This is a genomic window from Shinella sp. OV683 (assembly GCF_057787725.1).
In genome coordinates this window covers 4,943,262-4,969,939 of the sequence record NZ_CM173543.1, presented here as the reverse complement: position 1 = coordinate 4,969,939, position 26,678 = coordinate 4,943,262, and the positions used below count along the sequence as shown (strand labels likewise).

General features: G+C 61.1%; 29 protein-coding genes. 13 read left to right on the top strand and 16 right to left on the bottom strand.

Going from position 1 to position 26,678, the window contains the following annotated elements:
* Positions 1-2: 2 nt before the first annotated feature.
* Complete coding sequence (locus tag ACXHRN_RS24105; RefSeq protein ID WP_488642005.1) at positions 3-794, top strand: TIGR02186 family protein; 792 nt, start codon at positions 3-5, stop codon at positions 792-794.
* Positions 795-802: 8 nt separating this feature from the next.
* Here ACXHRN_RS24105 and ACXHRN_RS24100 read toward each other — a convergent pair whose 3' ends face one another.
* Positions 803-1,300, bottom strand: coding sequence for a winged helix-turn-helix transcriptional regulator (locus ACXHRN_RS24100; protein ID WP_488638809.1), 498 nt, complete (start codon positions 1,298-1,300; stop codon positions 803-805).
* Between the two features lie 93 nt (positions 1,301-1,393).
* Here ACXHRN_RS24100 and ACXHRN_RS24095 point away from each other — a divergent pair, with 93 nt between their 5' ends.
* On the top strand, positions 1,394-1,957 hold the full coding sequence (locus tag ACXHRN_RS24095; protein ID WP_488638808.1) for a dihydrofolate reductase family protein: 564 nt from the start codon (positions 1,394-1,396) through the stop codon (positions 1,955-1,957).
* Here the strand turns inward: ACXHRN_RS24095 and pdeM are convergent, their stop codons facing one another.
* On the bottom strand, positions 1,958-2,683 hold the full coding sequence (pdeM, locus tag ACXHRN_RS24090) for a ligase-associated DNA damage response endonuclease PdeM (RefSeq protein WP_488638807.1): 726 nt from the start codon (positions 2,681-2,683) through the stop codon (positions 1,958-1,960).
* Positions 2,655-5,201, bottom strand: a complete 2,547-nt coding sequence (locus ACXHRN_RS24085) for a ligase-associated DNA damage response DEXH box helicase (RefSeq protein ID WP_488638806.1) — start codon at positions 5,199-5,201, stop codon at positions 2,655-2,657. The genes pdeM and ACXHRN_RS24085 overlap by 29 nt, the downstream gene beginning before the upstream one ends.
* 138 nt (positions 5,202-5,339) lie before the next feature.
* Here ACXHRN_RS24085 and ACXHRN_RS24080 point away from each other — a divergent pair, with 138 nt between their 5' ends.
* A complete protein-coding gene (locus ACXHRN_RS24080; protein WP_488638805.1) occupies positions 5,340-5,834 on the top strand; it encodes an RrF2 family transcriptional regulator in 495 nt (164 codons plus the stop codon).
* 24 nt (positions 5,835-5,858) lie between these two features.
* Positions 5,859-6,320, top strand: coding sequence for a carboxymuconolactone decarboxylase family protein (locus ACXHRN_RS24075; RefSeq protein ID WP_488638804.1), 462 nt, complete (start codon positions 5,859-5,861; stop codon positions 6,318-6,320).
* Positions 6,321-6,323: 3 nt separating this feature from the next.
* On the opposite strand, the gene ACXHRN_RS24070 is transcribed toward ACXHRN_RS24075, so the two are convergent.
* From ACXHRN_RS24070 to ACXHRN_RS24060, 3 genes are all read right to left on the bottom strand, one after another.
* On the bottom strand, positions 6,324-7,169 hold the full coding sequence (locus ACXHRN_RS24070; protein WP_488638803.1) for a methyltransferase domain-containing protein: 846 nt from the start codon (positions 7,167-7,169) through the stop codon (positions 6,324-6,326).
* 83 nt (positions 7,170-7,252) lie between these two features.
* A complete protein-coding gene (locus ACXHRN_RS24065; protein WP_488638802.1) occupies positions 7,253-7,876 on the bottom strand; it encodes a YitT family protein in 624 nt (207 codons plus the stop codon).
* 57 nt (positions 7,877-7,933) lie between these two features.
* Entirely contained in the window at positions 7,934-8,506 is a 573-nt protein-coding gene (locus tag ACXHRN_RS24060) for a TetR family transcriptional regulator (RefSeq protein WP_488638801.1), read from the bottom strand.
* A 77-nt stretch (positions 8,507-8,583) separates the two neighbouring features.
* Between ACXHRN_RS24060 and ACXHRN_RS24055 the strand changes: the two genes are divergently transcribed.
* On the top strand, positions 8,584-9,489 hold the full coding sequence (locus tag ACXHRN_RS24055) for an SDR family oxidoreductase (RefSeq protein ID WP_488638800.1): 906 nt from the start codon (positions 8,584-8,586) through the stop codon (positions 9,487-9,489).
* Positions 9,490-10,737: 1,248 nt separating this feature from the next.
* Here ACXHRN_RS24055 and ACXHRN_RS24050 read toward each other — a convergent pair.
* Positions 10,738-11,679, bottom strand: a complete 942-nt coding sequence (locus ACXHRN_RS24050) for a class I SAM-dependent methyltransferase (protein WP_488638799.1) — start codon at positions 11,677-11,679, stop codon at positions 10,738-10,740.
* A 91-nt stretch (positions 11,680-11,770) separates the two neighbouring features.
* Between ACXHRN_RS24050 and ACXHRN_RS24045 the strand changes: the two genes are divergently transcribed.
* Genes ACXHRN_RS24045 through ACXHRN_RS24035 form a run of 3 tightly spaced genes read left to right on the top strand, consistent with a single transcriptional unit; the run spans position 11,771 to position 13,914 of the window.
* Positions 11,771-12,040, top strand: a complete 270-nt coding sequence (locus ACXHRN_RS24045) for a DUF6460 domain-containing protein (RefSeq protein WP_488638798.1) — start codon at positions 11,771-11,773, stop codon at positions 12,038-12,040.
* Positions 12,037-12,570: a CAP domain-containing protein gene (locus tag ACXHRN_RS24040; RefSeq protein ID WP_488638797.1), complete on the top strand. Its 534-nt coding sequence runs from the start codon at positions 12,037-12,039 to the stop codon at positions 12,568-12,570. Before ACXHRN_RS24045 ends, ACXHRN_RS24040 begins: the two co-directional genes overlap by 4 nt.
* Before the next feature lie 48 nt (positions 12,571-12,618).
* Positions 12,619-13,914: an MATE family efflux transporter gene (locus tag ACXHRN_RS24035; RefSeq protein ID WP_488642004.1), complete on the top strand. Its 1,296-nt coding sequence runs from the start codon at positions 12,619-12,621 to the stop codon at positions 13,912-13,914.
* On the opposite strand, the gene ACXHRN_RS24030 is transcribed toward ACXHRN_RS24035, so the two are convergent.
* Together ACXHRN_RS24030 and ACXHRN_RS24025 are read right to left on the bottom strand one after the other, a co-directional pair.
* On the bottom strand, positions 13,890-14,978 hold the full coding sequence (locus ACXHRN_RS24030) for a quinone-dependent dihydroorotate dehydrogenase (RefSeq protein ID WP_488638796.1): 1,089 nt from the start codon (positions 14,976-14,978) through the stop codon (positions 13,890-13,892). The genes ACXHRN_RS24035 and ACXHRN_RS24030 overlap by 25 nt on opposite strands.
* Positions 14,975-15,319 carry a DUF952 domain-containing protein gene (locus tag ACXHRN_RS24025; RefSeq protein WP_488638795.1) on the bottom strand — a complete coding sequence of 115 codons (345 nt, stop codon included), beginning with the start codon at positions 15,317-15,319 and terminating at the stop codon, positions 14,975-14,977. Before ACXHRN_RS24025 ends, ACXHRN_RS24030 begins: the two co-directional genes overlap by 4 nt.
* Before the next feature lie 100 nt (positions 15,320-15,419).
* On the opposite strand from ACXHRN_RS24025, the gene ACXHRN_RS24020 reads away from it, so the two are divergent.
* The 3 genes from ACXHRN_RS24020 to ACXHRN_RS24010 all read left to right on the top strand — a co-directional run bounded on the left by ACXHRN_RS24020 (position 15,420) and on the right by ACXHRN_RS24010 (position 17,343).
* Entirely contained in the window at positions 15,420-15,773 is a 354-nt protein-coding gene (locus ACXHRN_RS24020; protein WP_488638794.1) for a hypothetical protein, read from the top strand.
* Between the two features lie 60 nt (positions 15,774-15,833).
* Positions 15,834-16,523, top strand: a complete 690-nt coding sequence (locus ACXHRN_RS24015) for a response regulator (RefSeq protein WP_488638793.1) — start codon at positions 15,834-15,836, stop codon at positions 16,521-16,523.
* Positions 16,524-16,677: 154 nt separating this feature from the next.
* On the top strand, positions 16,678-17,343 hold the full coding sequence (locus ACXHRN_RS24010; protein WP_488638792.1) for a S24 family peptidase: 666 nt from the start codon (positions 16,678-16,680) through the stop codon (positions 17,341-17,343).
* A gap of 263 nt (positions 17,344-17,606) precedes the next feature.
* On the opposite strand, the gene ACXHRN_RS24005 is transcribed toward ACXHRN_RS24010, so the two are convergent.
* Positions 17,607-18,185 (bottom strand): TetR/AcrR family transcriptional regulator, encoded by a 579-nt coding sequence (locus ACXHRN_RS24005; protein WP_488638791.1) that lies wholly within the window; start codon positions 18,183-18,185, stop codon positions 17,607-17,609.
* 119 nt (positions 18,186-18,304) lie between these two features.
* Between ACXHRN_RS24005 and ACXHRN_RS24000 the strand changes: the two genes are divergently transcribed.
* The gene (locus ACXHRN_RS24000) at positions 18,305-19,516 is read left to right on the top strand and encodes an MFS transporter (RefSeq protein ID WP_488638790.1); all 1,212 of its coding nucleotides are present in this window, start codon (positions 18,305-18,307) and stop codon (positions 19,514-19,516) included.
* 117 nt (positions 19,517-19,633) lie between these two features.
* Here ACXHRN_RS24000 and ACXHRN_RS23995 read toward each other — a convergent pair whose 3' ends face one another.
* From ACXHRN_RS23995 to rsmI, 6 genes are all read right to left on the bottom strand, one after another.
* Positions 19,634-20,740, bottom strand: a complete 1,107-nt coding sequence (locus ACXHRN_RS23995; protein WP_488638789.1) for a sn-glycerol-3-phosphate import ATP-binding protein UgpC — start codon at positions 20,738-20,740, stop codon at positions 19,634-19,636.
* An 11-nt stretch (positions 20,741-20,751) separates the two neighbouring features.
* Positions 20,752-21,594, bottom strand: a complete 843-nt coding sequence (gene ugpE, locus ACXHRN_RS23990) for a sn-glycerol-3-phosphate ABC transporter permease UgpE (RefSeq protein WP_488638788.1) — start codon at positions 21,592-21,594, stop codon at positions 20,752-20,754.
* 10 nt (positions 21,595-21,604) lie between these two features.
* A complete protein-coding gene (locus ACXHRN_RS23985) occupies positions 21,605-22,486 on the bottom strand; it encodes an ABC transporter permease subunit (protein WP_488638787.1) in 882 nt (293 codons plus the stop codon).
* Positions 22,487-22,690: 204 nt separating this feature from the next.
* Positions 22,691-23,989, bottom strand: a complete 1,299-nt coding sequence (locus ACXHRN_RS23980; RefSeq protein WP_488638786.1) for an extracellular solute-binding protein — start codon at positions 23,987-23,989, stop codon at positions 22,691-22,693.
* A 94-nt stretch (positions 23,990-24,083) separates the two neighbouring features.
* Positions 24,084-24,449 carry a YraN family protein gene (locus ACXHRN_RS23975; RefSeq protein ID WP_488638785.1) on the bottom strand — a complete coding sequence of 122 codons (366 nt, stop codon included), beginning with the start codon at positions 24,447-24,449 and terminating at the stop codon, positions 24,084-24,086.
* Positions 24,450-24,451: 2 nt separating this feature from the next.
* A complete protein-coding gene (rsmI, locus tag ACXHRN_RS23970; protein ID WP_488638784.1) occupies positions 24,452-25,360 on the bottom strand; it encodes a 16S rRNA (cytidine(1402)-2'-O)-methyltransferase in 909 nt (302 codons plus the stop codon).
* Positions 25,361-25,544: 184 nt separating this feature from the next.
* On the opposite strand from rsmI, the gene dnaN reads away from it, so the two are divergent.
* On the top strand, positions 25,545-26,663 hold the full coding sequence (dnaN, locus tag ACXHRN_RS23965) for a DNA polymerase III subunit beta (protein WP_488638783.1): 1,119 nt from the start codon (positions 25,545-25,547) through the stop codon (positions 26,661-26,663).
* Positions 26,664-26,678: the final 15 nt, after the last annotated feature.

The following is a 26,678-nucleotide window of genomic DNA, read 5'->3' as shown; positions in this document are numbered from 1 at the left end:
GGATCGCGCTGACGGCCGTGTTGTTGGCAATCTTCTGCGCCACGGTCGCCCAGGCCGAGCCGGCGACGGAGGCGAGGCCTCGCATTCCCGAAACGGTCAATATCGGCGTATCGTCGCGCGAAATCGCCATTGCTCCTGATTTCGCTGGCACTGATGTCACGGTGTTCGGCGCGATCGACAACCCCGATACCTATCTGCTAGCGATCGGTGCCTATGACATCGTCGTGTCGCTGGAAGGCCCGCGTGATTTCATCACCATGCGCAAGAAACAGCGCGTTCTGGGCGTCTGGGTCAACCGCAGCGGCGTTACCTTCGAATCGATGCCGCAATCCTATTCGATGGCTTCGACCAGGGTGCTGGACCAGATCGCCACCCCGATGGAGCTGACCACCTACAATGTCGGCCTGCCGCGGGCGCGCATTGTGCCCTCGACTTTTTCGGGCCGTGCCGAGGAAGTCGCCGAATATCGCGATGCCTTCCTCAATCTCAAGCAGAAATCCAAGCTCTTCCAGAGCAATCCGGGCGGCGTGACCTTCGTGTCTTCATCGCTGTTCCAGGCCAATATCCACATCCCCGCCGACATCCCCAACGGCACGCATACGATCCGCGCCGTGGTCTTCAAGACCGGCAGCGTGGTGGCCGAAAGTCAGCTGAAGCTGCATGTCGTCAAGACCGGCCTTGAGCAGACCATCACCCGTGCCGCCGAGGAGAATTCGCTCTACTACGGGCTGTTTTCCGTGCTGCTGGCCGTCATCACCGGTTGGGGCGCGAGCCTGATATTCAGGAAAGAATGAGGCGGCGGCTAAGAGACAGCCTTCCGCGCCACCACATCCTCATAGGCCTGCCGCAGCTTGGCAAACACCGATTCCTGCGGTGTCGGCGCGCCGAGATGCATCGCCCGCAGCTCCTGCATGAAATCCTCCCAAAGAGCCGGGCCGCCATTTTCCAGCAGTTCGGCGCGGATGCTGAGTTCCTCCGAGACCGCCAGGAATTTCCGCCCCCATGCGCCCATCGCCGCAAACACCGGCACCAGCGCGATGCCCATTTCGGTGAGGCTGTAGATCGATTTCTGCTTGTGGCTGGGATCATCCTGCTTGCTGATCAGTCCTTCCTCCATCAGCCGCTTGAGGCGATCGGCGAGGATGTTGGAGGCGATGCCCTCCTCGGACTTCGTCAGCAGCTCACGAAAATGGCGCCGATTGCCGAACATCATGTCGCGCAGCACGATCAGGCTCCAGCGATCGCCGAGAATTTCCAGTGTCAGGTTGATCGGGCATCCCGACCGGTGGGCGTCTTGCATTTCACTCTCCAAAAACTGCTTGCAATATAAAAGCAGTTTCGCTACAAAGCAACTGCTTGCAGTATGCAACTGGTCAAGTCATGGAGAATGGACATGGTCAAGATAATCGCATGGTCTATGGTAACGCTGGACGGGTTCTTCGAAGGTGAAAAACAGTGGGACATCGGCTTCCACAGCGATGGCTGGAGCGACGAGCTCAATGTGATGAGCCATGAATTCGGCGCAAAGGCCGGATTGTTGATGTTCGGTCGGGAGACTTACGAGGGCATGAAATCCTATTGGACGACGACATCAGAGGAAGACGGTGAGACCAAGCGCTACATGAACGCACTGCCAAAACTGGTCGCCTCGCGGACGCTGACCGCATCGGACTGGAACAACACGCGCATGACCTCGGACCCGGTCGGCGAGGTCACCCGGTTGCGCAAGGAGCCTGGCAAGGACATCTATATCTTCGGCAGTGCCGACCTGACGGATGGGCTTCTGAAAGCCGGCCAGCTCGACGAGTTGATGCTCGGCATCGTGCCGGTGACGCTTGGCAAGGGCAATCCCTTCCTCAAGCAAAGCGGGGAAAAAGCCAAGTTCACCCTGATCGAGGCGAGGCCGCTGAAATCCGGCACGGTGATCGTCCGCTACATGCCTCAAAACGTCAAATGATCAGCCACGCAGCGCGTGGTAGGCAAAGCTATGAATGCGGCCCTGGCTGAGCATATGGGCTGTCAGGGTGCTCTTCTCGAACAGGCCGGCAAAGGCGCTGGCGTCGATATCGAGACCACCGGTCAGCACCCCGAAGGACGGCATGATCATCCGCTTGCCGTCAATGGCAAAGCAGGGCCGACGGACGGCCCGCGCGCGTCGCCACAGCGTTGCCGAGGGATGCAGATGCCCAGATATTTCGCCGGCTAAAGGCTTTTTCTGCGGCTCGTGACGAAAATGCAGCCCGGCATGATCGAGCGTATCGACCGAGGTGCCAGCAAGATCGGTCACGCCATCGGGATCGTGGTTGCCATTGATCCAGATCCATTCGCGGCCGCGCGCCATTTCGTTGATCATCACCCGGAACTCGACCGGCATATGCACCGAGCCCGTCCGGTCGTGGAAATTGTCACCAAGCGATATCACGATCTTCGGATTGTGCCGAGAGATCACGCCCTCGAGAATCCGCAACGTCGCCAGCGTATCCCATGGCGGCAGTAACTGGCCGCGCCGCGCAAAGGCAGCACCCTTTTCCAGATGCAGGTCGGAGACACAAAGCACGCCGTGGTCAGGCAAATACATGGCCCCCGCCGGATCCAGCACGATGCGCTGGCCATTGATCTCTGTTTCCTGAGAGGGCGCCGGTATCATCTCACTGTCAATTCTTGCCGTTGCCAGCCGGTTCATGCGCATTCGTTCCCAATGCATCCTCTATGAGATCGGACGCTTCCGCCAGCAGCGACTCGTCGGCAGCGCCCGCCACCGATTCCTTGCCGATTTCCAGCATGATCGGCACGGCGAGCGGCGAAACCTGGTCGAGCCGCATCAGCCTGATGTGCCCCTTGATTCGCATCAGCATATCGCCAAGTCGCTTTATGTCCAAAAGCCCCTGTGCCGCATCGTGCCGCGTCGCCTCGAGCAGGATGTGATCTGGCTCGTGGGCACGCAACACGTCGTAGATCAGGTCGGCCGATACGGTGACCTGCCTGCCGGTCTTCTCCTTGCCGGGATGGCGTCGCTCGATCAGCCCGGCAATCACCGCACAATTGCGGAACGTGCGCTTCAGCAGCCACGTTTCACTCAACCATGCCTCGAGATCGTCGCCCAGCATGTCCTCGTCGAACAGCTCGGAAACCGACGTCTTCTTCTTTGAGAACAGCAAGCCGAGATCTTCCAGTCCCCATATCGCCAGCGAGTAGTCGGTGGCGACAAAGCCGAGTGGCTTGGCGCCGGCGCGGTCGAGCCTGCGGGTCAGCAGCATGCCCAGTGTCTGGTGCGCCAGCCGGCCCTCGAAGGGATAGATGACCATGTAGAAACGGTTGCCGCGCGGAAAGGTCTCGATCAGCAACTCGTCGCGCTTAGGCAGCACCGATTTCTCTTCCTGGATCGCCAGCCAGTCGCGCACTTGGTCGGGCAGACCGGCACGCTTTTCCGGATCGGCTAGCATGGCGCGGACGCCGTCGGCGAGATAGGTCGAAAGCGGAAACTTGCCGCCGGCATAAGCAGGGATACGTGGATCCTGCGAGCGCGCCTCTGATGCCAGGCACTCATTCTCGCGGATACCCTCGAAACGCAGCACCTTGCCGGAAAACAGGAACGTGTCGCCTTGCGCCAGCGTTTCGAGAAAATACTCCTCGACCTGCCCGAGCACCGGCCCGCCGCGTCCGACCGCGCCCTTGCCCGGCCGCACCAGACGGATGTTGAGCACCGGCGCCTCGATGATCGTGCCGATATTCAGTCGATACTGCTGGGCAAACTGCGGGTTGGAGACGCGCCAGAGGCCATCCTTGTTCTTGCGGATCTTGGCGTAGCGCTCATAACTCTTCAGCGCATAGCCGCCGGTGGCGACGAAATCCATCGCGCGTTCGAACATCTCCCAGCTGAGATGTGCATAGGGCGAGGCGCTGATGATCTCGTCATAGAGCAGCAAAGCATCGAACGGATCGGCGCAGGCCATGCCCATGATGTGCTGGCAGAGCACGTCGAGCGCGCCCGAACCAACCGGCGGCGTATCCTGTGCGCCGAGATAGTTGGCATCCAGCGCCGCCTGGCACTCCATCACCTCGAAACGATTGGCCGGCACCAGGATCGCCTTCGACGGCTCGTCCATGCGGTGGTTGGAGCGGCCGATGCGCTGGGCAAGCCGCGAGGCGCCCTTGGGCGCGCCGACATGCACGACGAGATCGACATCGCCCCAGTCCATGCCGAGATCGAGCGTCGAGGTGGCAACGATGGCCCGCAGCCTGTTCTCGGCCATGGCAGCCTCGACGCGCCGGCGCTGGCTGGCATCGAGCGAGCCGTGATGCAGCGCGATCGGCAGGCTGTCGTCGTTGATCCGCCAGAGCTCCTGAAATAGCATCTCGGCCTGCGAGCGGGTGTTGACGAACAGGATCGTCGTCCGGTGCTGCTTGATCGCTTGATAGACCTCGCCCATCGCATAGCGTGCCGAATGCCCCTGCCAGGGAATGCGCTCCTCGGTGCCGAGGATGCTGATCTCCGGCCGCGCGCCGCCTGTCACCGTCACCAGCGACGAGAGATTGCTCGCATCCGGCTGCTGCGCCACCAGCCAGCGCCGCAGATCGTCAGGCTCGGCCACGGTCGCCGACAGGCCGATTGTACGCAGATCGGGCGCGAGTTTCCTCAGCCGCGCCAGACCCAGCGACAACAGGTGGCCGCGCTTGGAGGTCACCAGTGAATGCAACTCGTCGAAGATGACGAATTTCAGGTCCTTGAAGAAGCGCTCCGCTTCGTTCGAGGCAATCAGCAGCGCCACCTGCTCGGGCGTGGTCAGCAGGATATCGGGCGGATTGAGCCGTTGGCGGGTACGCTTGTGCTGCGGCGTATCGCCGGTGCGGGTCTCGATGGTCAGATTGAGCCCCATCTCCTCAACCGGACGACCGAGATTGCGCTCGATATCGACGGCAAGCGCCTTGAGCGGCGAGACGTATAGCGTGTGAATGCCCTGGAACGCCGTGCCCGGTTTTCTCCTGCCGCGACTGTTGAGCGCGATCATCGACGGCAGGAAGCCGGCCAGCGTCTTGCCGGCGCCGGTCGGCGCGATCAGCAGCGCCGATTTACCCTCGGATGTCTTGTCGATCAGTGCCAGCTGATGCTCACGAGGCGCCCAGCCCTTGGCGGCGAACCAGCCGGCGAAGGGCTGCGGCAGGGCGGCATATCCAGTCTCCTCCGTCGCGCGCTTGTCCATCCATGATCCTCTTGGGTAAGACGAGGAAAATAATCCTTTTGTTCCCGATGGCAATATCGGACGCAGTGTTCACCAAAAGAGTGAGTTGACGAGCGGACAAATCACGGATAAATATTATCCATGATTTGGAGATGAACGATGAAACTCAGCGACGGTGTCGAACAGGCCATCCACAGCGTCACAATGCTGTCGACGCTTTCCGCTGGCAGCGTGCTGGCAGCATCTGCACTGGCGGAGTTCCATGGCGTCTCATCGAGCTATCTCCTCAAGCATCTGCAGGCGCTGTCTGGCGCCGGCATTCTGGAAACGGTGCCCGGCCCCAAGGGTGGCTATCGGCTTGCAAGAACCACTGATCAGATCACGCTGCTTGACATCGTGCTGGCGGTCGAAGGCCCGGCGCCCGCATTCCGCTGCAACGAAATCCGCCAGCGCGGTCCCAATCCGCTGGGCAAGCCGACTAAACCCTGCGGCATCGCCTCGGCGATGCTGAGGGCCGAACAGGCCTATCGGGCAGAGCTCGGCCGTACCACGATCGCCGACATTCTCGACGATCTCGGCGAGACAGACCATGACGGCGCAATCGCCGCCCGTGGCTGCGCCTTTCTCGAGATCAATGAACGCAAATCCGCCTGAAATCCCAACCCAAAGGATACGACCATGCACGCTCGTCTGAACCTCTACAAAGCCTCACCGGAAGCCATCAAGGCCGTCATGGCGCTGGAAGACTCCTTCCAGAAATCCGGACTTGAACGCCGGCTCATCCATCTGATCAAGCTGCGCGCCTCGATCATCAATGGCTGCGCCTTCTGCGTCGATATGCATGTCAAGGAATCGCGCCATGATGGCCTGCCCGAGCAGTGGATCAACCTGATGTCGGTCTGGCGGGAATCCACCGTATACGACGCCCGCGAACGCGCCGTGCTCGGCTGGGTCGATGCGGTGACCAATCTTGCCCAGACTGGTGCGCCCGACGACGCCTATGAAGCGCTGCGTGCCCATTTCAGCGAAGACGAGATGGTCAAGATCACTGTCGGCATCGGCGCCATCAATGTCTGGAACCGGCTGGCCGTCGGCTTCCGCTCGCAGCATCCGGTCGATCAGGCCGCAAAGGCTGCCTGATCGTCACGACGAAGACGCGACATGCGACCAGGCGCCCACTTCCGAGCGCCCGACGATGACGCTGCCGGCCTCGATCTCGTGCAGCATGCGCTGTTCGAGGCCGGTGATTTTTATCTCCAGCTCCGATGCCACGCCGCGAGCAGTGACCTCCGGACACATCGTCACCAGCAGCTCGAACGTCTGGTGCGCCCAGTCGCTGCCGCCATTGGCGCCGCCGATGACCGATTCCAGATGCATGGCCGGCGCGGCCAATCCCGCCGCGTGGAACGTTGCCTCGAGCTTGTCGCCCATACGCGTTTCGATTCCCGTGCGCCGGAAGGTTTCGACGATCCAGCGGCAGCACTGGTCATAGGTCGGGGACGGCGGATGCGAGCGAACACCCGCCCAGTCCGGCTCGTGGAAAACCACGATGCCGCCCGGCCGCGCATGATGCGCCACGCCGCGCAGCATGACGACAGGATCGGCTTGGAACATCAACACGTATCGGCCGACCACGGCATCGAACTTCTGTTCGAACTTAAGTGCCGCGGGATCGCCTTCGCGAAAGGAGATGTTGCGAATGGAATGGGTATGCGCGCGTTGTTCGGCCGCCGCCAATGCCGCAGGCGCCCGGTCGGCGCCGACGACATGCCCGGTGCTGCCCACCAGTTCCGAGATCAGCAGGGTGACGTCGCCGGCGCCGCAACCGACGTCGAGCACACGCATGCCGGGCGCCACGCCTGCCGCGACCAGAATGCGCCGGGTGATAGGGTTGATGATATCAGCCTGATGTTTGAGACGCCGGATTTCACGGTCGGAATGGACGAGAATATAGGGCACGTCCTGCTTGCTGCTGCCTGCGACTTCCATGACACCGCCCTCCCAAGCGCGTGACCTCAAGTCCATAAGCATTGCGTGAGATACGAATATGCCGGTTGGGCGTGACCGTCAAATCACATCGCGATGTAGCGGTCGGTGCGGTGGTTGATCGCAATGAAGAAATTCAGCGCCACGGCCCCCAATACAGAGCAGGCGACAATGAACGGGCTGGCGACGAAGAACGCCATGGCCAGGATGCAGAGGTCGATGGCGAGCTGCACCAGCCCCGCCCGCCACTTGAACCGGTCCTGGATATAGAGCGCCAGGATGCCGACGCCGCCGAGGCTGGCGCGATGCCGAAACAGTGCCAGCATGCCCATGCCGATCAGCAACCCGCCGAGGATCGCCGCCCAGACCGGGTTGATATAGCCGATCTCCAGGAGCTTCGGCTGATACTGGGTGATCAGCGACAGCAGCGCCACCGAGGCGAAGGTCTTGATGGTGAAGGCCTTACCCAGCCGTTTGTAAGCCAGGTAATAAAACGGCAGGTTGATGACGAAGAACCCCAGCCCGAAACTCCAGCCGAACGCATAGTGCAGCAGGAAAGCCATGCCGGCGACGCCGCCGGTCAGCAGGCCAGCCTTGGTCAGCAGCATGACGCCAAGCGCGGCCAAAACCGTGCCGGTGAACACGCCCTGCGCATCCTCGAACAGCGAATGCTTGGTGGGCGTGGTGTTCCAGAGTCCGATCTTGGCCATGAAAAATCCGAATATGAGCTGGATCCGGTGTAGCGCGGGACTGGGTGCGACGCAACATCAGGCATGGATCGGCACTGCGAAAGCAGCAACGAACCGCTCAAGGCTCTCCGCCACATAGACTTCGACCCTATCGCTGGGATCAAAGCCCCACCAGAGAAGCGCGCCCTGCCATTGCGCTGATATCAGCGCGCCAGCACCGTTGGGAGCGTTAGGCACTTCGGTAAAGCACGCGTCGAGCGCCGCGCAGAGCGTCCGTTTCCACGCCGCCCCCCGACCCCGCAGCACCGGATCGCGCAAGTCTTCCCGCAACACCAGCAGCCCGTCGGCATAGGTTTCGATGTCGCCATAATCGCCCGACAGGCCAACCAGGATGGCGATCGCACCTTCCGGCGTCTTCGGCATCGTCTGCGCCAGTTCGGCAGTTTTCGCGTCGAGTTGGTCCCAGGCAAAGAGCAGCGCATTCTGCATCAATCCCGACTTGCTCTTGAAGCGTTGGACCAGCGTCGACGGCGAAAGTCCGCAGATCGCCGACATACTGGCGAAGGTCAGTGCATCGGGGCCGCGTTCGCGGATCAGCCGGAATGCGGCCTCCAGCAGTGCGTCATCCGTTTGAGTTTTAGGCCTGGGCATCTTGACAATCCAATATAACCGAACGATCATTTATAAATGAAAAAACACGATACAGGCTCCGCCGGGGAGGGTAAAGCATGCTCGAAGGCAAAATTGCACTGGTCGCCGGCGCCACGCGCGGCGCAGGTCGCGGTATCGCCACGGAGTTGGGTGCCGCAGGCGCAACCGTCTACGTCACCGGCCGCACCACGCGCGCCCAAGCATCCGAATATGCGCGGCCCGAAACAATCGAGGACACCGCCGAACTTGTCACGGCGGCTGGCGGCAAGGGCATCGCCGTCCAGGCCGACCATCTTGTGCCGGAAGAGGTGCGAGGACTGGTCGAGCGAATCCGTGGTGAACAGGGTCGTCTCGATATCCTCGTCAACGACATCTGGGGCGGCGAAAAACTGTTCGAATGGGACAAGCCGGTCTGGGATCATGATCTCGAAAACGGCCTGCGCATGCTGCGGCTCGGCATCGACACGCATCTCATCACCGCTCATTTCGCCCTGCCATTGCTGATCGAGAACCCCGGCGGACTGCTGGTGGAGGTGACCGACGGCACGGCGGAATACAACGCCACGCATTATCGCCTGTCGCCCTTCTATGATCTCGCCAAGACGGCGGTCAATCGCATGGGCTGGTCGCATGCCCAGGACCTCGCGGCGCATGGTGCGACGTCGGTGTCGCTGACCCCGGGCTGGCTGCGTTCGGAAATGATGCTCGAAGCATTCGGCGTGCGGGAAGAGAACTGGCGCGATGCGCTGCAGAACGTCCCGCATTTTGCAATCTCCGAGACACCCCGCTTTGTCGGCCGGGCGGTGTTGGCACTCGCCGCCGATCCCGATCGTGGCCGCTGGAACGGCCAGTCGCTGTCAAGCGGCGGTCTGGCACAGGTCTACGGCTTCACCGATCTCGACGGCTCGCAGCCGGATGCTTGGCGCTACATGCTGGAAGTGCAGGATGTCGGCAAGCCGGCAGATGTCACGGGGTATCGGTGAGGGGCACGGATATGTCGCCAGCCTCGGCGGACCGCTGCTTTTGCAATTTCAAACGCCTTGGCTTTCGCTGAGATCGTGCCGGAAAAGGCTGCTTGTGCAATCTTGGACGAAAGACACCACTCACCAAGCGCGCCCATGCGATCGGCTGCGCCTCTCGCGGGCGTGCTATCCTCTCCCACAAGGGGAGAGGTAAAGTCGCAGCAGCGCCGCAGCTCTGCTTCTCCCCTTGTGGGAGAAGAAGCAATTTCATCGGCTTAGCGATTGCGCCCGAAAAGGGTGTCTACAAGTGGGACGGTGCGCGCAATCGCTAAACGATAGAAATTGCAGATGAGGGGCTTATGAGGTGGAGTGCGGACGGCCTGCCATGCCTTCATACGCTTCATGACCCCCGCTCTTGCGATTTCTAACACTTAAGCTCTGCGAGCAGCACTGCATTCGCCGAGAGGTTTCCGGACGCAAAGCTTAAGAGTTGAAATCGCTTTCTCGCCCGCCAGGGGCGAGATAGGAGCTCGCGGTTCTTGCTATGCTCAAATTCAACGTCGAGATTGTCGAGCGAGGGTGCGGCATATCTATCTCGCCCCCGGCGGGCGAGAAAGCAATTTCAGTATTTAGCCTGAGCGAACGAGACGCTTCAACACGCTGGACAGACCGCGCGAAAGCTAAGTGCTAGAAATTGCAAGAGCGGGGGTCATGAGGTGGAAACAAACCAAACCTGCCATCGTATGAATCAAAATACACCAACATACTCAATGCCTTATCCGCCAATATCCCCGCCCCCAAAATCCCGCTTATACTGATTCCCGTCCCATCACGGATACACCATGAGGCGTCATGGCGAGGTGGGGCCGGTGCCTGGTTTGAGAGGACGACGTAAATTCTCTTATCGGGGGCCTGTGAGAAACGGAGACCTCTTCGGCGGCGTTCGAAAGGACGCGACTGGCCGCGGACGTGCCTCAGAGGCACACATCTCCCCATCGGGCACACTGCCGCGATGGGGAAGCAGATCTCCAGGTTCGCAGGCAAAAACCACCGAAACGGGGCGCAGAGCGCGCCATATATTATTTACTTACGAGGCACGATTTGCGCCCCGGCCGGCCCGGCGTCTGCGTAGCAGATCGCCAATATCCCGACAGGCTTCAGCGAAGCTGATGCCGAAAGGGATCGAGACCCATGCCACGGACGGTAACCCGCCGCGTGAACGCTCTTTCACATCCTGAAAATTCAGAACCCCGGGGCGTGGGAATCCGCTCAACGAACCGGGCGCGCGAGAAACAGCAGCCCGATGATTTCTGCGCCGGCATCCCAGCGGATCGTCGTCTCGATCACGGCAAAGGGCTCCATGCCGTGCCTGCCGAGCATGTCGGTGACGTGGGCGGTCGAATGTGCGTAGCGCAGCGATGGGCGCAGCGCAAAGCCTTCCTCGAACTTCTCGACCGAAAACGCAAACACCCCATCCGGCGCCAGAAGCGCTGCGGCATTGGCGAAGGCTGCGTCGAGGTCGCCGAGATACATCATCACATCGGCCGCCGCGACCAGGTCGGCGCGATGGCGGGGAAAGTCGTCAAACAGCCCCGATTCGCCCGGCGCAAGCGACAAGTCAGCCTTGCCGAGATGCCCATAGAGCTTCTTGGTGTTTGCCTTGGCCAGCATGCGCTCGGAGAGATCGTAGCCTTCGATGTCGCCGGCGCGTGCGCCGAGTGCCGCGGCAAACAACCCGGTGCCGCAGCCGAGATCGACGGCGTGCCGGAATGTCCGGCCCTTGGTCTCGGCGGCAATCAGGGCAGCGAGCTTTTCCGGCACGGTGTATTTGAGCGTCTCGACTAGGGCCGAATCAAATCGATCGGCATAGTCGTCGAACAAGCCCTCGACATAGGCGCTGGGTGGCAAAGAGGGCAGTTCTGCCTCGCCCATCACGGCGAGCTTCAGGCGCGCCCCAAAAATATCGCCCGGCTCGAGCGCAAGCGTCTGTCGCCAGGCGGCGATGGCTTTCGCCGTGTCGCCGGCCTTTTCCGCGTAGTCGCCGAGCCGGTACCAGCCGGCCGCCCAAAGCGGGGTGAGCTCCAGCGCCTGCTCCATCAGTTCGACGGCTGCAGCCGCATCGCCGCCTTCGGCGAGCATCACGGCATAGTCGGCGCGGCGGTCGGCCGTGAGGTCGCCGGAGGTCAAATTGCGTTGGGAAGCGCGCGCCATGGCTTTTTCTTTTCTTTGTTGCAAGGATTGTCTAATTTCCGCCTTGCCAAGCGGTCAAGCGATTCCGCCGATATTAACGATGGAGAATTACATGGCCGATGGGCTGAACAGATTGCTGGGCGATACGCCAGGACGCACGATCGTCAAGCTCGTCATCCTCTGCGTGGTCGTCGGCTTTGTCATGAGCACGTTCGGCCTCTATCCGATGGACATCCTCAACTGGGTCCGCCGCTCCTTCCTCGATCTCTGGCGCAATGGCTTTGCGGCTTTGGGCCGGGTCGGCGACTATCTCATCCTCGGGGCGGCGATCGTCATCCCGGTCTTTATCGTGCTTCGTATTATGAACTGGCGCAAATCTTGACTTCACTTCTCCTAAACCGCCGTGTCTTTCTCGGCGGAACCTTCTCTGCCGCAGGCCTTGTCGTGCTGTCGGGCTGTACCTCGAGCACTGTTCTCGCACCTATCGAGGCGGGCACGGTGGTCGACGCGACCGAAACATCGTTGCCGCTCGTCAATTCGGTGCGCCGCAAGCAGGGGCTGTCGAAACTCGGCACGGATCCGGTTGCAGTCAATGCCGCCAAGGACCAGGCGGTGCGCATGTCACGCTATGGCAAGATGACCCACTATCTCGGCGACGACAAAACCTTCCTGGCGCGGATGAAGCGCATGGATGTGCGGCTGCCGGCGGCGGAAAACATCGCTGAAGGCCAGGATACGGTGCAGGAAGCGGTGGCCGCCTGGATACATTCCAGGAAGCATCTCGAAAACATGCTGGGGCGCTACCGCGGCCTCGGCGTCGCCGTGGCCCGCAACACCGGCACCGGCGACCGTCCCTATTGGGCCATGGTGCTGTCCAATTCGGACGATTCCTTCTTCTCGCGGGGCGCATGAGTGGAAAAAACCGTGAGCCAATCCGGCGCCTTCGAGGTCACGCATCGCATGGTGCTGGGGCTCGCCGTGCCGATGGCGCTCGGCTTTCTGACCATTCCGCTGCTCGGCATCACCGATACGGCAGTGGCTGGAAGGCTGGGTGATCCCAATATCCTTGCCGGTCTGGCGATCGGCGCCGTGCTGTTCGACATCATCTTTGCGACCTTCAATTTCCTGCGTGCCTCGACCACGGCTTTGACGGCGCAGGCTTGGGGGCGCAACGACGGGCCGGAACAGGAGGCGATCTTCTGGCGTGCGCTGCTCCTGGCGCTGGCATTGGGCGTGGTGATCGCTGCTCTGTCGCCCCTGCTGTTGAAGCTCGGCCTCGTGGTAATGGCGCCCGATACGGCGGCCGGTGATGCCACGGCGCATTGGTTCCAGCTGCGGATCTTGTCGGCGCCGGCCGGGCTTGCCAATTATGCGATCCTTGGCTTCCTGCTCGGGCGCGGCAAGGCGCGAATCGGGCTGGTGCTGCAGGCCCTGATCAACGGCATCAATATCGTGCTATGCATCCTGCTCGGGTTGATGCTGAAATGGGGCATATCGGGCATCGCCATTGCCACCGTCACCGGCGAAGTCGTCGGCATGCTGGCCGGGCTGGCGGTGATCCTGCCGGGATTTGCCAATCGCGATCCGCGCCGTGTTCCTGATCTTTTCGACCGGCAGAAGCTGTTGAGCCTGTTCTCGCTCAACACCGACATCATGATCCGCACCTTCGTGCTGCTCGGCGCCTTCCTGCTGATGACACGCATCGGCTCGCATCTCGGTCCGGTGACGCTGGCGGCAAACGCCGTGCTGATGAATTTCTTCCTGATCGGCGGCTACTGGCTGGATGGGCTGGCGAATGCTGCCGAGACCATCATCGGCCGTGCGGTTGGCGCCGGCTTTCGCCCGGCCTTCGATCGCGGCTTGCGGCTGACCGGCTACTGGTCGCTGGCGCTAGCGATCCTGATCTGCATGATCCTGGCCGTGTTCGGCCGGTCGGTGATCGATTTTCTCACCACGGTCGAAAGCGTGCGGCAGGTGGCCTACGACAATCTACCTTGGGCGGCGATCGTGCCGATCAGCGGCTGCCTCGCCTTTCTGATGGACGGTGTATTCATCGGCGCCACTTGGTCGCATGCGATGCGCAATCGGATGATCCTGTCCTTCATCGGCTATATCGCAGCGCTTGCCGTGCTGGTACCGGCCGGCGGCAATGCCGGCCTGTGGATCGCGCTGAATGTGTTTTTATGGCTGCGCGGCATCCTGCTCGCGGCAGGCGTCCCGAAACTCCGCGATCAGATATTCCGGGCGGCCCAATAGTCGACACGTGAGTCCCTGATGTCGTGGATCGATCCAAGCTTCTCGCGGTTGCAAAGCTCCGACAGCCCCCTGACGATGCGGGCGGGCAGGCCCGGCCCTTCATAGACCATGGCCGAATAGAACTGCACGAGATCAGCACCGGCACGGATCTTTTCGGCCGCCGTCTCCGGCGAATGCACGCCGCCGACGCCGATAATCGGAAAATCCGGGCCGAGCCGGTTGCGCATCTTGGCGAGCACGACTGTCGATTTCTCGAATAGCGGCTTGCCCGAAAGCCCCCCTGCCTGCTTTGCCGTCACCTGGTCGCGCAGCCCATTCCGCGACAGGGTGGTGTTTGAAATGATGATGCCGTCCAGCGCACTCGCCTGCACCTCGGTCGCGATATCGTCGAGGCCCTCCTCGGTGAGATCCGGAGCGATCTTCAGGAATACCGGCACCATGCGGCCGGACTTTTTTGCCTGTTCGTCGCGGGCGGCAAGAATCGCCGAGAGCAATTCGCGCAAGCTGTCTCGCGCTTGCAGGTCGCGCAATCCCGGCGTGTTGGGCGAGGAGACATTGGCAGTGAAATAGCGCGCGACGGCATAAAACGCATGGATGCCGGCGACGTAGTCGGCGACCCGGTCGGCCGCATCCTTGTTGGCGCCGATATTGACGCCGACAATGCCGCCGCCGCGCAATCGCTGCAGGCGGGCGAGAACGGGACCATGGCCCTCGTTGTTGAAGCCGAAGCGGTTGATGACGCCCTCGTCAGCCACCAGCCGGAAGAGCCGTGGCTTGGGGTTGCCGTCCTGCGGCTTGGGCGTGACGCTGCCGATCTCGGTAAAGCCGAAGCCGAGTTTCAGCATCGCTTCCGGCACATCGGCATTCTTGTCATAGCCGGCAGCAAGGCCCAGCGGATTGGGAAATGTGAGCCCGGCGACCGTGACTGCCAGCCGCGGATCGGGTGTGATAGAGACGCCCAGCATCAGGCCGGTCTTCAAACCCTGGATCGACATGCCATGGGCGACTTCCGGATCGATCCGGAAAAGCCCGGTGCGGATCAGCGGCCACAGCGCATCCCTCACGCCATGTCCTCCGGGAAGACATGCTTGCCGTCTGCGCCGAGCGGCAATGGCTTGACCCAGAGCGTGTCCGCGAGCCGAAGCGGCGCATAGAGATGCGGGAAGAGATCGCCACCGCGCGAGGGCTCATAAACCAGTGCGTCGCCCAGCACATCAGCGTCCACCGCCACCAGCAACAGATCCGTCTGACCGGCGAAATAGAGTTCGGCAGTTCGTCTTGACTGGGCGGCCGTGGAGAAGTGGATGTAGCCGTCCTGCACATCGATCATGGCCCCGGTGAAGGTGCCGGTTTTTTCGGCTGCCTGCCATAAATCGGTTGGAACGATCTTGTAGACTATGCCCATCGTGAACTCCCGCGCCTGGAACTGGCGCTCCCTACCGCTTTTTGACGCCGCCGGAAAGTCTTGCGCGGCAATAGATGGGCTCAAACCGGAGGTAATTCCGATGTTGCTGACATTTCTTCCCGTCGCCATGGCACTGGCAAGCGTTCCCGCGACCGCGGGTGCCGAGACCACGGCGACAGCCCGGTTCCAGATCGTTGCCGTGTCCGACGGCGTTGTCCGGCTCGACACGCAAACCGGCGCCATGACCCACTGTCGCGACGCGGGCGACGGATTGAGCTGCACAGCGATCGCCACCGACGAACCGAAGGCCACCCTAGCCAAGCCAGATGTGAGGCCCTCCGAGGGCAAGAACACGTCGCTGCAGGATTTCGACCAGGCGCTCGGCATGATGGAACGGGCGATGAAAAGCTTCATGTCCATTACCAAGGAAGCCGACAAGAGCTGCAGTCTCTGATCTCCCAGAGAAACCGCTTTCGGATCGGCTTGCCCTGTTGTAGCCTTCACTCCGAGAAGAATGACGCCGGCACGGGAGGCCGGCGTGTCGAGGGGGAGAATACGGCTGGCCACCACCATCATCATCGCCGATGATCATCCGCTGTTTCGCGGTGCCCTGAAACAGGCTTTGTCGGGACCTGACAGCCAGGCTGAAATCGTCGAGGCCGGCGATTTCGAGTCGGCACGCAAGGCGGCCGCCGCCCATCCCGATGCCGATCTGATGATGCTCGACCTGACAATGCCCGGCGTCTCCGGCCTCACCGGCCTGATGATGATCCGTGCCGAATACCAGAACATGCCGGTGGCGGTGATTTCGGCGAGCGACGACCAGCCGACCATCCGCCGTGCCTTTGAACTCGGCGCGTCAGCCTTCATCCCGAAATCGAGTGGTCTCGAGGAGATTCGCAACGCGATATCGGTCGTACTCGACGGTGGCCTGTGGGTGCCGCCGGGCTATGAGCCGGACCGCGAAGGCGATCCGGAGATAGAAGCCCTGATCGCCAGGTTGAAGACGCTAACGCCACAGCAGACCCGCGTGCTCGGCATGGTCGGCGAAGGCTTGCTCAACAAGCAGATCGCCTATGAACTCGGCGTCTCGGAAGCGACGATCAAGGCGCATGTCTCGGCTGTACTGTTGAAGCTCAATGTCGATTCGCGCACCCAGGCGGTGATCCAGCTCGGCAAGATCGGCGCCATGCCCTCGGTGTGATAATACTCGGAAGTAAAAATTCTCATTGAAGGATTTTATTCCTGTCCGACTTGAAACCTGACCGGACAAAAGCTAATATCCCGCCAATACCGTCTGCCGCCATTCGCAGCATGCATCAGCTGACCTCATCCAGTGCCGTATCGGGACCGTGGCCATGTTCTCACATGACAAAATCTGGGACGCGATCGACCAGCTTGCGGCGCGCCATGACCTGACCCCGTCGGGTCTTGCCCGCAAGGCCGGTCTTGATCCGACCTCGTTCAACAAATCCAAGCGCCAGTCGGGGGATGGGCGGCAGCGCTGGCCGTCGACCGAATCGATCCACAAGATCCTCGAGGCGACCGGCTCGACGATCGATGATTTCATGGCCGTGCTGCAGGGTCGGATAAAGCTATCCGGCCTGCCGGACGGGGCCTTCCCGCCGCAAAGCTCATCGATCCCGCTTCTGGGTTTTGCCCAGGCGGGCGCCGGCGGCTTTTTTGATGACGGGGGCTTTCCGGCCGGCCAAGGCTGGGACGTGGTGGAATTTCCGGTGTCGCCGGCCCAGAAATCCGGCGTCTATGCGCTGGAGGTGCAGGGCGAAAGCATGATGCCGCTCTATCGCGACGGCGACGTGCTGATTGTCGAGCCCGGCGCTCAGGTCCGCCGCAACGATCGCATCGTTGTTCGCACCAAGGAGGGGGAAGTGATGGCCAAGGTTCTGATCCGCCAGACCCCCAAGACCATCGAACTGATGTCGCTCAACCCCGAGCACCCCGGCCGAACGATTGATGTCTCCGACCTCGACTGGATTGCCCGCATCATCTGGGCGAGCCAATAGGAATATTGTCGTCGCCGGCAAAGGTGACGCTTTTGGGTATTTCACCCCTCACCAAGCGCGTCCAGCGATCGGCTTCGCCTCCCGCGGACTTGCTATCCTCTCCCACAAGGGGAGAGGCAAGGTGCCACACACGCCGCTCTTTGGTTGGGGTAAAGCGGCACGAAGAGTCTTCCTCTCCCCTTGTGGGAGAGGATAGTTCGCCCCAAGAGGCGCAGCCGATTGGAATGGCGAACTTGGTGAGGGGTGAATCTATCCCGAAGGCTTCAATGCGATTGTGCCAGCTTTTTTCTTGAAACAAGCCCATCCACCAGCGACCGGCAATAATCGGTGGTCAATTCGCGGCCGCCGAACAGGATGCGGTACATGATCGGCGCGACCGCGTGGTCGATGATCTCATCGCTGTCGATCGGCGTTTCGCCACGCTTTTCGGCGCGCAAGGCAATGGTGCGCAGACTGTCATAGGTAAAGGCGCAGCACTGGCCGGTATAGGGCGCATCCGACGCGTTCGCCATCAGGTCCTGCAGCAGCTCGCGGCCGACGGGCGAGGCGAACTCTTCCATGTATTGCTCGAGAAACGCATGCAGGTCGCCCATCGTCGAGCCGGTATCTTCGGGCTCCGAGATCGGGCGCAGGCGTTCGACGGCGACATCGGCCAGCAATTCGGTGAGGTCGCCCCAACGGCGATAGATGGTCGAGGGCGTCACACCCGCGCGGCTGGCAATCAGCGGTACGGTCAGCTCGGCGCGATCGGCCTCGCGCTGCAACTCTTTCACTGCCTTGTGAACCTCGGCCTGGATGCGCGCACTGCGCCCACCCACCCGCACTCTTTCCTTCACCGCCATGCCAAGCCCATCCCGGCGAATTATTCTTCGCCTTCTTAACGCAAATTATTTGCGTTAAGCCCATTTGTAGCCTATATGGGCTTAACGCTACGATTTAGCTTTAAGGATAGGTGATGTCCATGTCCAGTGCAAGCCCCTCAACATCGAGAGTAAGCGGACGCTTCTCCCGTTCTATCGCCATAGCCTACGGGATTGTGGCAGCAGCGCTGTTTTCCGCCAGCAGCAGTGCCCCCACCCCCGTCTACCATCTCTACCAAGAAACGCTCGGCCTGACGCCGGTGGTGCTGATGACGATCTTCTCCATCTACGCATTCAGCCTGCTGGCAGCCTTGCTGACGGTCGGCTCGCTGTCAGACTATGTCGGGCGCAAGCCGGTGATCTTTGCAGCGTTGGCGCTGAACCTGCTGGCCATGGTGGTGTTTGCCGAGGCCGGTTCGGCCGGCATGCTGATGCTGGCCCGTGCCATCCAGGGCTTTGCCACGGGGGCGGCGATGACCACCTTCGGCGCCGCCATCCTCGATTTCGACAAGACCCGCGGACCGATCTACAACAGCCTCACGGCCTTTATCGGCCTGACCGCAGGCTCGCTGATCTCCGGCGCGCTGGTCACCTATGCACCGTTGCCGACCCAGCTCGTCTACGTCGTGCTGTTTGCGGTGACATTGCTGATGATCGTGCTGCTTTACTGGCTGCCGGAATCGACCACCGGCAAGAAGGGTGCCTGGGCCTCGCTCAAGCCGCACATCGCCATACCCGTGCAGACGCGCAAGCCGCTGCTCAAGATCACCCCAGTCAATATTGCCGGTTGGGCGCTGGGTGGCTTCTACTTCTCGATGATGCCGTCGCTGATCCGCGTTGCAACCGGCCTGAATTCACCCTTCGTCGGCGGCCTCGTCGTCGCCGTGCTGACGCTGACCGCGACCCTCACCGCGCTTGTGCTCAAGAGCCGCCCCGGCCCGCAGGTGCTGACCATTGGCACGGTGTCGCTGATCGTGGGCGTCGCGGTCACGCTGCTTGGCGTCTACCTGCACATGGCTGAGATCATGATGGTCGGCGCGGTGATCACCGGCATCGGCTTCGGCTCGTGCTATTCGGGCGCGCTGCGCATCGTTCTGCCGCTCGCCCATGCCCACGAACGGGCCGGCCTGCTCTCGACCTTCTTTGTCCAGAGTTACCTGGCTTTCTCGCTGCCGGCGATTGCCGTCGGCCTGGTCGCGCCAAGCCTCGGCCTGTCCAACGCGGCCTATCTCTATGGCGGCATCGTCATGCTGCTCGCTGCAATTTCACTTGCGGCGATGCGTCCAATGAAGCGTGAGGCGTCAATTGCCTGATCGTTTCCGCATGTCGCTACGGCAAGCTAGCGGCCGCATATGAAAGCGAGCGATATGTTGGGCCGCCACGGCGTAAGTCACGGATTACGAAAGATACGACTATGTTGCGCTGCGAAATCAGAGCGCGGCTTCGCTGATCGAACCAGTGTGCAGTGCATATCGAGCGCCGGAATCCGTTGAGATGCGTTTGCCGGTCTCAGCAGTAAAATAGTGAAGTTTTTCAGTGGGGAGGCCGAGCGTCATGTCGCCGGAAAAATTGTCTTCCGCACTGGTCGCCACGGTAACATTCTGGTCGCCGATCATGCCATGCAGCAGCCGTTGTGCGCCGAGCTCCTCGACATAATCGAGTTGGAACAGCAATTTTCCATGTGCTGTTTCCGACAGGCGTATGTCTTCTGGGCGGAAGCCCAGCGTGACAGGACCGTCAATATCCCCAGTCGACGCCCCAATGTCGAAGCCGCCGATCAGAACCCGGCCGCCAGCAACCCGGGCCGTCACCAGGTTCATGGCCGGAGAGCCGATAAAGCTCGCGACGAAGGTGGAGGCCGGCTTGTGATAGACTTCGAGTGGGCTGCCGATCTGCTCGATCTCGCCCTTGTTGAGCACCACCAGCCGGTCGGCCAGTGTCATCGCTTCCAGCTGGTCGTGGGTGACGTATATAGACGTCGTGCCCAGGCGCTTCTGCAGCTTCTTGATCTCGCCGCGCATCGACACGCGCAGCTTGGCGTCGAGATTGGAAAGCGGTTCGTCGAACAGGAAGGCCGCAGGCTGCCGAACGATCGCGCGGCCCATGGCGACGCGCTGCCGCTGGCCGCCCGACAGCATGCGCGGCTTGCGCTCGAGATACTGCTCGATCTCCAGCATCTTGGCGGCGTCGCGAACGCGCGCCTCGATCTCGCCCTTCGGCGTCTTGCGGTTCTTCAGGCCATAGGCAAGGTTGTCGTAGACGCTCATGTGTGGATAGAGCGCATAGTTCTGGAACACCATGGCGATATCGCGGTCAGCGGGATCGACCTTGTTGACGACGCGGCCGCCGATGCGCACCTCACCGCCGGTGATTTCCTCAAGACCGGCGACCATCCTGAGCAGCGTGGACTTGCCGCAACCTGATGGCCCGACCAGCACGATGAACTCGCCATCCGCGATGTCGATGGAGATGTCGTGCACGGCCTTGGCACTGCCGGCATAGGTCTTGGATACGGTGTCGATTTCGATCTTCGCCATGGGATTGCTTTCTACTTGTCGCTTTCGGTCAGGCCCTTGATGAACCAGCGCTGGAAGATGACGACGATCAGGATGGGGGGCGCCATGGCGAGCACGGCGATGGCGAAGGCCTCGTTGTAGTCGGGGATTTGCGCGCCGATCCAGACGACGAGGATCTGCTTGATGCCGCGCACCAGCGTGTAGAAGCTCTCGTCATTGGTCATCAGCATCGGCCAGAGATACTGGTTCCAGCCATAGACGAACATGATGATGAACATCGCCGCGATCATCGTCTTCGATAGCGGGATCAGGATGTCGATGAAGAACTTGAACGGTCCGGCGCCATCGATGCGTGCCGCTTCCAGCAATTCGTCCGGCACCGACTTGAAGAACTGCCGGAAGAAGAACGTGCCGGTCGCCGAGGCCAGCAGCGGCACGATCAGCCCGGTATAGGTGTTGATCAGGTGCAGCTTGTGCATCACCTCGTAGGACGGCAGGATGCGCACTTCGAGCGGCAGCAGCAGCGTCGTGAAGATCACCCAGAAGAACAGGGTGGCGAAGCGAAAGCGAAAATAGACGATCGCATAGGCGGCCAGCATCGACAGCACGATCTTGCCGACTGCAAAGCCGATGCCGAGGATCAGCGAATTCAGCATCATCGACAAACCGGTGACCTTGCCGGTGAACCCGCCCTCGTGGGTCAGCACCTTGGTATAGGTCTCGGTGAAGTGGCTGCCGATCGTCAGCGTCAGCCCCTCGCGATGGATCTCGGCGGCTTCATGCGTCGAGGTCGTGAACGCAACCACGACGGGGGCGATCATCAGCAGGGCGCCGAGGATGAGGATCAGGTGATCGAAGAAGCCTGTGCGGTGCATGTCGGCTTCCTTAATTGTAATGAACGCGCCGCTCGATGAAGCGGAACTGGAAAATGGTAAGCACGAGCACGACGATCATCAAGATGACCGATTGTGCCGAGGAGCCGCCGAGATCGTTGCCACGGAAGCCATCCATGTAAACTTTGTAGACCAGCGTGATGGGGTTATTGGCGGCCTTGTCCTTGACCATCACGTCGATGACGCCGAATGTGTCGAACAGCGAATAGGTGAAGTTGATGATCAGCAGGAAGAAGCCTGTCGGCATCAGCAATGGCGCGGTCACCGTCCAGAAACGGCGGAAGCCGGAGCGGCAATCGATCGCCGCTGCCTCGCGCACGGCAACCGAAATCCCCTGCAGGCCCGACAGGAAGAAAATGAAATTGTAGGGAATCTGCTTCCAGACCGAGACGAAGATCATTGCGAATGCGGTGTCGAAATAGTCGAGTCCGACCTTCATGTCCCAGCCGAACATCGCTGCCAGCTTGACGAATGCACCGATGTGCTGATCGAAGAACATCATGCCGATGAGCCCGGCGACCGGCGGCGCGATCGCGTAGACCGAGATCAGGATGGTCTTGTAGGTGGAACTGCCACGGATGACGCCATCGGCCTTGACGGCCAGCAGCAGGCCCAGCGCCAGCGAAAAGAACGTCACGAGCACGGTGAAGATGGCCGTGAACTTGGCAATGCCGAGATATTCGCCCGATTTCAGCACGTCGGTGTAATTGGCCATGCCGACAAAGGTCGAACCAAAACCGAACGGGTCTTCGATGTAAAACGAGGAATAGATAGCCTGCGCCGACGGCCAGTAAAAGAATATGAAAATCACCGCAAGCTGCGGTGCGATGAACAGGTAGGGAATGTAGGACGACTGGAATTGGACGCGCTTCATGGTGGTAGTCTTTCGGAGTCTTGTTGATCGCGGTTGGTGCCGCGAGCACCCTCTTCTCCCCAGCGGGGAGAAGTGCCGAGCAAAGCGAGGCGATGAGGGGGAACTGCGGGTGTGGCGCCCTTCTCATCCGGCCCTTCGGGCCACCTTCTCCCCGAGGGGAGAAGAGGAACCCTTGAGCCTCAGCGTTTTGCAATCAGGCCCCAATCAACCAGACGTCTTGGCGAAGCGGGCGAGCAGTTCGTCGCCTTCCTTCTTGATGGTCGCGAGGCCATCCTTGACCGACACTTCGTTGGCGAAGATGCGGTTATATTCGCGTTCCATGATCTCGCGGATCTGCGGGTAGAAACCCAGGCGATAGCCCTTCGACCATTCGCCACCCGGCAGCGACAGCTGCTTGATGCCGACTTCGGCCACCGGCTTCTTCTCGTACCAGCCTTCTTTCTTGGCCAGTTCGTAGGCTGCCTTGGTCACCGTCACGTAGCCGGTTTCCTCGTGGTAGAACTTCTGGATTTCCGGCGAGGTCAGGAACTGGAAGAAGTCGGCCACGCACTTGTTTTCCGCATCCGTCTTGCCGGACATGGCAAACAGGGCAGCGCCGCCGATGAAGGAATTGGTGCCGGCACCCTTGATGCTGTTCCAATAGGGCAGGAAGGTCGCCGAGAATGGCATCTGGGCAGTCTTCTGCAGGCCACCGAACGAACCGGACGAACCGACCCAGAGAGCCGCCTTGTTTTCTTCGAAAACCTTCTGGTTATCGGACCAGCCGGCGCCGTAGTAGCCGAAATAGCCTTCGTCAGCCCAGGCCTTGAGCTTGGTGAACATCATTTCGAGGTTCGGGTCGGTGACGTTCAGTGTCGTGCCTTCGGTCGAATCGAAGCCGTTATTGTTGGAGGCGAACTGGATGTTGTTGCGCGAGAAGAAGTTCTCGGTGAATTCCCAGGTCAGCTGTGACTGCACGAGCGGAATGAAGCCGGCAGCCTTGAGCTTCGGGGCGACAGCCTCGAATTCTTCCCATGTCTTCGGCACATCGACGCCGGCCTTCTTGAAGGCTTCGTCGTTGATATACATGATCGGCGCCGAGGAATTGAACGGCATGCCGACGAACTTGCCTTCGGAATCGGCATAGAAGTAGCGGATACCGTCGATGAAGGCGTTGCGGTCGAACTTGTAGCCAGACGCGTTGATCAGGTCTTCAGCCGGGATCACAGCGCCCTTGGCGTTGATGATCGTGGCGGCACCAGCGTCGAATACCTGCAGGATGTTGGGCTGTTCGCCCGAACGGAAGGCAGCGATGCCGGCCGCCAGCACTTCTTCATACGTGCCCTTGGAGACCGGGGTCAGGGCGCAGGACGCCTGCGAGGCGTTGAACTTCTTGGAGACTTCATTGATGACGTCGCCGTTCTTGCCGCTCATGCCATGCCACCAAGTGATGTCGGTCGCGGCAAGCGATGTGGTTGCGGAAAAGACGAGGGCCAGAGCGGCCAGCGATAGTTTCTTGAACATGGAAATTCCCTCTCCACCAGTCATTGGTTTCGGGGAGTGCACTAGCCGTGTTGCGTGACGTCGCTGTAACGCTTTGATGTCAGGTTTTTGACAATCAGAACGCGTCCACGAAATGCCTCGACCAGCCCCAAGGGCTGACGGCAATGATGTCGTAACGAAGGGAGAGCAGGGCGGCGTCCTTCTGCTTTGCCAGCCAGTTGAGGCTGGCATTGCGGATACGACGCTGGGTGTTGGGATCGACCGCGAAGACCGCGTCGGCAGTTACGCGTCTCGCCTTGACCTCGACGAAGACGACGAGGTCGCCCTTACGCGCTATAACATCCACCTCGCCGGATTTCGCCTTGTAGCGCATGGCGACGATCCGGTAGCCTTTGAACAACAGGAAGGCGGCGGCAAAATATTCGGAAACGTGACCCCGCATGAACGCTTTCCGGCGATCTCTGAGGGTCCGCTGCGCCATCTTTATTCCTTCAGCGCCATCAGCCGGGCGTAAAGATCCTTGCGTGGCAGGCCGGTCTGGCGGGCCAGCTCACCGGCCGCCTTGGCAGCCGGCATCTGCTCGGCCAGTGCCCGCAGCATATCGTCCAAAGCCTGGCCCTCGGGCGCTGCCTTGGCCTGCGGCGGGGCGACGGCGACGACGATCTCGCCTTTGACATTGTCGTTCTCGGCGTAATAGGCGGCGAGTTCGGCAAGCGTGCCGCGCCGGAACTCCTCGAATGTCTTGGTCAGCTCGCGGCAGACCGTCGCCTGGCGATCGCTCCCGAGCACGTCGGCAGCATCCTTCAGGCTGGACGGCAGGCGGTGGGGTGATTCGAAATAGAGAAGCGTGCCCGGGATATCAGCGATTTCGGTGAGCCGGTCGCGCCGCGCCTTTTCCTTCTGCGGCAGGAAACCGGCAAAGAAGAACGCCTCGTTCGGCAATCCAGCGGCCGAAAGCGCCGTGATCACCGAGGACGCCCCGGGGATCGGTACGACCTTCAGGCCCGCAGCCAGCGCTTCCATTACCAGCCGGTAGCCGGGATCGGAGACCAACGGCGTGCCGGCATCCGATACCAGCGCCACCGATTTGCCGGCACTCAGCGCCGCGATCAGCTTCGGGCCGACCTCGTTGGCATTGTATTCGTGATAAGCGTAGGGTCGCGTCGATATGCCGTATCGGTCGAGCAGGACGCGGGAGACGCGGGTATCTTCTGCCGCCAGCACGTCGGCACCGGCAAGCGTTTCAAGTGCTCTCAACGTAATGTCGCCGAGATTGCCGATGGGAGTGGCGACGAGATAAAGGGCGGGTTCGAGCGGACGAGCGGGCACCTCCAGCGTCCGAAACCGGAAGCTTTTCGAGGAAATGGGCTCTGGATTCTCGTCGTCGGCCAAGGCCTGCTCCGGGTGGGTTCACGTACCGGCCTTTATGGGCAAGCGCGCTCGCATGTGCAAGACCGGTCTATCGCGAATGAAAGCACTTGCAATAGCGACATCTTATCTGCCATTTTGCCCGTCCGCGTGGGGGCGGGTTTTCCGGACATCATGCCGGCACAAAATTAGAAATACGGTAGAGATCATGCGTATTACACTTGAGCGTTCCAATCTTTTGAAATCCCTTGGCCATGTCCATCGTGTCGTGGAACGCCGCAATACCATTCCGATTCTCTCCAACGTCCTGCTGAGGGCCGAGGGCGCGAGCCTGATGATGAAGGCGACCGACCTCGATCTCGAGATCACCGAAGCCGCACCGGCGATGACCGAGCAGCCGGGCGCGACCACGGTGCCGGCGCATCTGCTCTATGAAATCGTCCGCAAGCTGTCGGATGGTTCGGAAGTGGCGCTGTCGACCAATGCCGATGGCACGACGATGAGCGTCGCCTCGGGCCGCTCGAAATTCTCGCTGCAATGCCTGCCCGAATCGGATTTCCCCGATCTGACCGCCGGCACCTTCAGCCACGCCTTCAAGATCAAGGCCTCCGATCTCAAGATGCTGATCGAGCGCACCCAGTTCGCGATCTCCACCGAAGAGACCCGCTACTATCTCAACGGCATCTTCCTGCACACGATGGAAGCCGATGGTGCGCTGAAGCTGCGCGCGGTCGCGACCGACGGGCACCGCCTGGCGCGCGCCGAGATCGAGGCGCCATCGGGTTCCGAAGGCATGCCGGGCATTATCATTCCGCGCAAGACGGTCGGCGAAATCCAGAAACTGGTCGAAAATCCCGACGCGGAGATCCGTTTCGAGGTCTCCGACGCCAAGATCCGCCTGTCTTTCGGCGAGATCGTGCTGACCTCCAAGCTGATCGACGGCACCTTCCCGGATTACCAGCGCGTCATCCCGTCGGGCAACGACAAGGAAATGCGGGTGGATTGCTCGACATTCGCGAGCGCGGTCGATCGTGTGTCGACGATTTCGTCCGAGCGCGGCCGCGCCGTCAAGATTGCACTGGCAGATGGCCAGATGACGCTGACAGTCAACAATCCCGATTCCGGCAGTGCCACGGAAGAGCTTGCGGTGTCCTTCGAGGGTGACCCGCTGGAGATCGGCTTCAATGCCCGCTATCTCCTGGATATTACCAGCCAGCTGACCGGCGACGATGCAGTCTTCAAGCTTGCCGATCCGGGCTCGCCGACCATCATTCTCGACTCGGCGCATGGCGATGCGCTTTACGTGCTCATGCCGATGCGCGTGTAGTATTGTAATTTAGGC

Excerpts from the sequence above, each read along its gene's own strand:
- ACXHRN_RS24100 (WP_488638809.1), bottom strand. The coding sequence starts at position 1,300 with ATGCAAGACGCCCACCGGTCGGGATGCCCGATCAACCTGACACTGGAA.
- ACXHRN_RS24095 (WP_488638808.1), top strand. The coding sequence starts at position 1,394 with ATGGTCAAGATAATCGCATGGTCTATGGTAACGCTGGACGGGTTCTTC.
- pdeM (WP_488638807.1), bottom strand. The coding sequence starts at position 2,683 with ATGAACCGGCTGGCAACGGCAAGAATTGACAGTGAGATGATACCGGCG.
- ACXHRN_RS24085 (WP_488638806.1), bottom strand. The coding sequence starts at position 5,201 with ATGGACAAGCGCGCGACGGAGGAGACTGGATATGCCGCCCTGCCGCAG.
- ACXHRN_RS24080 (WP_488638805.1), top strand. The coding sequence starts at position 5,340 with ATGAAACTCAGCGACGGTGTCGAACAGGCCATCCACAGCGTCACAATG.
- ACXHRN_RS24075 (WP_488638804.1), top strand. The coding sequence starts at position 5,859 with ATGCACGCTCGTCTGAACCTCTACAAAGCCTCACCGGAAGCCATCAAG.
- ACXHRN_RS24070 (WP_488638803.1), bottom strand. The coding sequence starts at position 7,169 with ATGGAAGTCGCAGGCAGCAGCAAGCAGGACGTGCCCTATATTCTCGTC.
- ACXHRN_RS24065 (WP_488638802.1), bottom strand. The coding sequence starts at position 7,876 with ATGGCCAAGATCGGACTCTGGAACACCACGCCCACCAAGCATTCGCTG.
- ACXHRN_RS24060 (WP_488638801.1), bottom strand. The coding sequence starts at position 8,506 with ATGCCCAGGCCTAAAACTCAAACGGATGACGCACTGCTGGAGGCCGCA.
- ACXHRN_RS24055 (WP_488638800.1), top strand. The coding sequence starts at position 8,584 with ATGCTCGAAGGCAAAATTGCACTGGTCGCCGGCGCCACGCGCGGCGCA.
- ACXHRN_RS24050 (WP_488638799.1), bottom strand. The coding sequence starts at position 11,679 with ATGGCGCGCGCTTCCCAACGCAATTTGACCTCCGGCGACCTCACGGCC.
- ACXHRN_RS24045 (WP_488638798.1), top strand. The coding sequence starts at position 11,771 with ATGGCCGATGGGCTGAACAGATTGCTGGGCGATACGCCAGGACGCACG.
- ACXHRN_RS24035 (WP_488642004.1), top strand. The coding sequence starts at position 12,619 with ATGGTGCTGGGGCTCGCCGTGCCGATGGCGCTCGGCTTTCTGACCATT.
- ACXHRN_RS24025 (WP_488638795.1), bottom strand. The coding sequence starts at position 15,319 with ATGGGCATAGTCTACAAGATCGTTCCAACCGATTTATGGCAGGCAGCC.
- ACXHRN_RS24020 (WP_488638794.1), top strand. The coding sequence starts at position 15,420 with ATGTTGCTGACATTTCTTCCCGTCGCCATGGCACTGGCAAGCGTTCCC.
- ACXHRN_RS24015 (WP_488638793.1), top strand. The coding sequence starts at position 15,834 with ATGACGCCGGCACGGGAGGCCGGCGTGTCGAGGGGGAGAATACGGCTG.
- ACXHRN_RS24010 (WP_488638792.1), top strand. The coding sequence starts at position 16,678 with ATGTTCTCACATGACAAAATCTGGGACGCGATCGACCAGCTTGCGGCG.
- ACXHRN_RS24005 (WP_488638791.1), bottom strand. The coding sequence starts at position 18,185 with ATGGCGGTGAAGGAAAGAGTGCGGGTGGGTGGGCGCAGTGCGCGCATC.
- ACXHRN_RS24000 (WP_488638790.1), top strand. The coding sequence starts at position 18,305 with ATGTCCAGTGCAAGCCCCTCAACATCGAGAGTAAGCGGACGCTTCTCC.
- ACXHRN_RS23995 (WP_488638789.1), bottom strand. The coding sequence starts at position 20,740 with ATGGCGAAGATCGAAATCGACACCGTATCCAAGACCTATGCCGGCAGT.
- ugpE (WP_488638788.1), bottom strand. The coding sequence starts at position 21,594 with ATGCACCGCACAGGCTTCTTCGATCACCTGATCCTCATCCTCGGCGCC.
- ACXHRN_RS23985 (WP_488638787.1), bottom strand. The coding sequence starts at position 22,486 with ATGAAGCGCGTCCAATTCCAGTCGTCCTACATTCCCTACCTGTTCATC.
- ACXHRN_RS23980 (WP_488638786.1), bottom strand. The coding sequence starts at position 23,989 with ATGTTCAAGAAACTATCGCTGGCCGCTCTGGCCCTCGTCTTTTCCGCA.
- ACXHRN_RS23975 (WP_488638785.1), bottom strand. The coding sequence starts at position 24,449 with ATGGCGCAGCGGACCCTCAGAGATCGCCGGAAAGCGTTCATGCGGGGT.
- dnaN (WP_488638783.1), top strand. The coding sequence starts at position 25,545 with ATGCGTATTACACTTGAGCGTTCCAATCTTTTGAAATCCCTTGGCCAT.